Origin of the sequence: Flavobacterium sp. F52 (assembly GCF_000278705.1) — a bacterium.
GTDB classification, from domain to species: domain Bacteria; phylum Bacteroidota; class Bacteroidia; order Flavobacteriales; family Flavobacteriaceae; genus Flavobacterium; species Flavobacterium anhuiense.
This window is the reverse complement of the sequence record NZ_AKZQ01000048.1, coordinates 1-3,609: the sequence shown is the minus strand read 5'-3', so window position 1 is coordinate 3,609 and position 3,609 is coordinate 1. Positions and strand designations below refer to the sequence as shown.

General features: G+C 33.4%; 6 protein-coding genes. 3 read left to right on the top strand and 3 right to left on the bottom strand.

Going from position 1 to position 3,609, the window contains the following annotated elements; genetic code table 11:
* The coding region (locus FF52_RS22965; RefSeq protein ID WP_008469353.1) for a site-specific integrase at positions 1 to 641 on the top strand (641 nt) is incomplete at its 5' end.
* A 98-nt stretch (positions 642 to 739) separates the two neighbouring features.
* Here the strand turns inward: FF52_RS22965 and FF52_RS22960 are convergent.
* Complete coding sequence (locus FF52_RS22960; RefSeq protein WP_008469351.1) at positions 740 to 1,039, bottom strand: hypothetical protein; 300 nt, start codon at positions 1,037 to 1,039, stop codon at positions 740 to 742.
* Positions 1,040 to 1,268: 229 nt separating this feature from the next.
* Between FF52_RS22960 and FF52_RS22955 the strand changes: the two genes are divergently transcribed.
* Together FF52_RS22955 and FF52_RS22950 are read left to right on the top strand one after the other, a co-directional pair.
* Complete coding sequence (locus FF52_RS22955; RefSeq protein ID WP_237718572.1) at positions 1,269 to 1,664, top strand: helix-turn-helix domain-containing protein; 396 nt, start codon at positions 1,269 to 1,271, stop codon at positions 1,662 to 1,664.
* A 687-nt stretch (positions 1,665 to 2,351) separates the two neighbouring features.
* Positions 2,352 to 2,780: a DUF3592 domain-containing protein gene (locus tag FF52_RS22950; RefSeq protein ID WP_008469348.1), complete on the top strand. Its 429-nt coding sequence runs from the start codon at positions 2,352 to 2,354 to the stop codon at positions 2,778 to 2,780.
* 38 nt (positions 2,781 to 2,818) lie between these two features.
* On the opposite strand, the gene FF52_RS23715 is transcribed toward FF52_RS22950, so the two are convergent.
* Positions 2,819 to 2,971 (bottom strand): hypothetical protein, encoded by a 153-nt coding sequence (locus FF52_RS23715; RefSeq protein WP_157498692.1) that lies wholly within the window; start codon positions 2,969 to 2,971, stop codon positions 2,819 to 2,821.
* Positions 2,972 to 2,977: 6 nt separating this feature from the next.
* Positions 2,978 to 3,505: a hypothetical protein gene (locus FF52_RS22945; protein WP_008469347.1), complete on the bottom strand. Its 528-nt coding sequence runs from the start codon at positions 3,503 to 3,505 to the stop codon at positions 2,978 to 2,980.
* Positions 3,506 to 3,609 lie beyond the last annotated feature (104 nt).

Sequence of the window (3,609 nt, the reverse complement as noted above, 5' to 3'; positions counted from 1 at the left end):
GTAACACTGCTCTCTCTTATTACAACAAGATTAAAACTACTTTAAAAGCAGCCTATAGAGAGGATAAGCTTAAAACAGATATCAATGCAAAGATAGGATCAATAAAGGAAATGGAATCCCAGCGTAATTTTTTGACTCTCGAGGAAACCCGAAGGCTGTTTGAAACTCCCTGCCCGAAATTGATTGTAAGAAGAATTTCTATGTTTTCTGTTCTTACAGGCTTGAGGTATTCCGATATTGCCAAGCTGACTTGGTCAGAATTGCACCATGTTGAGAATGACGGACACTATATTATTTTCAGGCAAAAGAAAACGGAAGGTACTGCATCCATACCGATCTCCGATGAAGCTTTTGAATTGCTTGGCAAGAGACGGGGAGAAAATGAGAAGGTATTTAAAGATTTGAACAAATGGGATGTTGACCGTACGCTTCCCGTATGGGTGGCTTTGTCGGGAATCAGTAAGCATATTACATTCCACTGCTTCAGACATACTTATGCGACTCTTCAGCTGACGGCAGGAACTGATATTTTTACCATTTCAAAAATGCTAGGCCATAGGAGCATTAAGACAACGCAGGTATATGTAAAAGTGATTGACCAGAAAAAAAGGGATGCCGCAAACAGAATATCATTAGGATAATATTTAGAAATAAAGCAAGCCTTATTAATCAATAAGGCTTGTTTTTTTAAAGTACCGACAGTTTAAAATTGTTTTACAGTTAAATTAATAGGTGTTAACTAAAAATTATTGTTTAAAAAATTACAAGTTTTGCAATAAATTATTCCTTTGGGAGAGAGTTTTTTTTCTTGCTTAATTTTAGTGGGGGTTTCAGTATTTTGATTCAATTGATCGGCTTTTACGATTTCATCGCTTTCCGAATCTTTTAAAAAATGCTTCACTCTTGCTTCAGCCAAAATTCTTAAAAAAGATAATATTTCCGTAGCTTCATCTAGGTTTACATTCATCCCTTCGTCGGTTAACATTTTTAATGCTTTTTCAGGTGTAATTTTTCCACGCTGATTTTCATTGGATTCCATTTTTTATCTTTTTGTTGTTATTTGTAATATAAAGATAATCAATTGTTTATAAGGGATGTGTAATGGTTTGGTTTGTATCGTAAGGGGAGCCTTACGATACAAATTACAAACCATCATTTTTTGGATGATTTGGAAAGACTTTTAAGTATAAATAAAACATCTGATAATGTGTTGTTATATAGCGAATTAAGTATGGCGGCTTAATTGATTTTTTTTACTTTCAGACAGCTTGAAACCAGCAAAATTAACAGTGATGCAAACCTTTTTGCATCTAGAAAAACTTATGCATATTATGAAACCATATAAATTTGAAGATTTGCCAGATATTTTAGGAACACTTTCTTTACGTATAGAAAATATTGAAAGGATTTTAAAAAATAACGCGAAAGAGGATAAAGAGATTGATGATAATCTGCTTACTATCCAGGATGCTTCAAAACTCTTGAAGCTTTCTGTTGCCACTATATATTCTAAAGTATGCAGAAATGAACTGCCAGTAAGTAAAAAGGGCAAACGGCTATATTTCCAAAAGACTGAACTGCTTGACTGGATTAAGTCGGGGCGAATTAAGACGATAGCAGAAATCCAAAAAGAAGTAAATAACAGGTTGGATAAAAGATATTAAAATTAAGAACTGCGAATTTTTTGCAGTTTTTTTTTATTTGTACCCCATTTGTACCTCTAGTCAATGCATTCCATATAAATTCTGAAAAGTGAATTTCTGGAACTATTTCTCACTGTTATAGAAGTGTAAATTTATTTTGGATTTTATGAATGATTTGGAGAGATAAAATCGCTCACTACTGAATTTTACTGTTCTATCTCGAGTAGTCCCTTTATCTTATCTGCCTATTTCATTAAATGGATTCAGCAATTGACTTTTTCTTCTATTTTTAATTCAATCATCTTCTTTGCATTTTCCCATTCAGAGTCGATAATGCTAAAAATGCAGTATCTCTAGGATATCCATTTGGCTCAATCTTGTCTTTACGGAAAACGCCTTCGAAAACACCGCCGATTTTTTCGATAGCTTTTCTCGAGCGAATGTTATCAGCTTTAGCTCTAAACTGAACCCGATTTGCATTTAATACATCAAAAGAATAAGAAAGCAGAAGCAGCTTAAAAAATATTTCCTAGGATTTCTCCTTGGATAGATATAGTTTCTCTATTAATAATCAAAGATATGATACTGAAAATTCACGTAATTATCCTTGTTTATTTGTTTGCAGGTTTCTGATGCAGCTTGCTTTTTGAAAATTGTATTATATTCGTTAGTGTTTATTTATCAATTAGATATAATAAAGCAATTGAAATGGAACAAATAAAAAAGAAAATTATGTGGAAATATTATTTAATCCTAGGACTAGGGCTAGTGTTCCTTTTACTGGCAATATTCTGTTTCCGTAATACAATATTATTTCTAAAAAATGGAGATAAAGCTACTGCAACTGTTATTGACCTTTACAGATACGAATCAGATGGCATAGTGTTTGCGCCAATCTTTACTTTTCGGACAAAAGATAACCAATTGGTAACATATGAACTAGCAGAAGGAACAGATCCTCCTTCCTGGAAAATAGGCGAGACGACAACTGTCATCTATAATCCTTCAGATCCATCGGAAGTAAGTTTGTGTAGTTACTTTAGAGTATTTATATGGACATTGGTTCTGTTATCAATTGCTCTTCCATTATTAGTTATTGGAGGGGGATATTTTATCGCAGCGAGATTTATCCTCTAATAAATAGCAGAGGTGTTGTTTTGCAATTGTGCTGCAGGCTAATTTTTAAGCGTTGCTTTCTTTTTTTCAGTTTTCTTTTTCATTAGTTTTTTCTTCTGGAAAAAATCGCTTAAAGCTTTTTCTTCAGTTGGCGTCAGAGAGTTTAGTCCGCCTATGCTGTCTATTTCCAGGTCTAATTTTTTTGTTTTCATAATTATTTATTTTTGAAAATATCTATTGATTAATTTCAAAGCTGATTTTGTTTCAATTATCATAATCCTTCCGCCAAAATGGAATGCTCCAAGCGTTTTTTCATAATGGCCGACTAATTGCGACTTTGAAAGGAAAGAAACATTTCCATCATGTCCGCGCTGAAAAGATAATTTGCAGGCATAAGCGACCAGATTGCCGGCGACGCCTAGATAAACTTTTGTTTTGCCTTTATTGAAAGGGGCACTTTCCACCAAATGCATGTAAACATGATCCGACTTTACTTCCAAACTTATCAGACCTTGAATTATTGTTGAATTTCCAACAATTGTAAGTTTGTAGATATCTCTGATTGGGTTTTTAAATTCTTCTTTCCAATTGAAGAGCCAGCCGTTTTTCTTTGTCAGATGCTTTAAATCAGAATTCTGGAGAACAGAAATTTCTGTTTGAAAGCTGTCTCCGGTTATGGCATTTTCTATAGAGTTTGTCAGTTTGTCAATTATAAAATCAAGCCCCGATTCGTTTTCTTTATCCATCTAGCTAATTTAAGGAATAAAATCCGATTTTGAAAATATTTTTGCCATGTGTTTAGAAGGCGGCAAGCCACTGGGCAAGAGTTTTTTTTATTCTTAGTTAGTTA

Excerpts from the sequence above, each read along its gene's own strand:
- FF52_RS22960 (WP_008469351.1), bottom strand. The coding sequence starts at position 1,039 with ATGGAATCCAATGAAAATCAGCGTGGAAAAATTACACCTGAAAAAGCA.
- FF52_RS22945 (WP_008469347.1), bottom strand. The coding sequence starts at position 3,505 with ATGGATAAAGAAAACGAATCGGGGCTTGATTTTATAATTGACAAACTG.
- FF52_RS22950 (WP_008469348.1), top strand. The coding sequence starts at position 2,352 with ATGGAACAAATAAAAAAGAAAATTATGTGGAAATATTATTTAATCCTA.
- FF52_RS23715 (WP_157498692.1), bottom strand. The coding sequence starts at position 2,971 with ATGAAAACAAAAAAATTAGACCTGGAAATAGACAGCATAGGCGGACTA.